Source organism: Faecalibacillus sp. MSK20_93 (assembly GCF_020589945.1).
Lineage (GTDB): Bacteria > Bacillota_I > Bacilli_A > Erysipelotrichales > Coprobacillaceae > Faecalibacillus > Faecalibacillus intestinalis.
In genome coordinates, this window is sequence record NZ_JAJDKA010000169.1 from 1 (window position 1) to 414 (window position 414).

A 414-nucleotide genomic window follows, 5' to 3' on the forward strand; every position below is an offset into this window, starting at 1 on the left:
TGTAATATTGAAATATGTGAATGTGGATTTGTATTTTCTTCCTTGTGGCTCGACTACTTTAGAAAGGATCTTACCACACCTTATTCCTAAACAGTGATTAGTTAGATGAGTCTTTGAATTCTTATTTTGAACCAGGTTTTGTGGTTTAAGTGTTGTGGGTACCATTTCACATAATTTACTTTGAAAGGATTTTTACATATGAAATTAATTGGCATCGACATTGGAAAAAACAAACATTTCTTTTGTATCATGGATCAACAAACTGGTGAGATCATCTCTCAGCCTATTTCTTTTTCTAATGACAAAGAAGGTTTTGATTTCCTAATACAAAAAATTAAATCTTACTCGAAAGATTCTGTACTTATTGGTATGGAAGATACGGGACATTATCATTTTGCTTTGTTGAAATACCTT

Annotated in this window: 1 protein-coding gene; it reads left to right on the forward strand. The window is 31.2% G+C overall.

From position 1 onward, the window contains the following. Window positions 1-198 precede the first annotated feature (198 nt). On the forward strand, window positions 199-414 hold a 216-nt coding region (locus LJD34_RS16210; protein WP_227360388.1), incomplete at its 3' end, for an IS110 family transposase.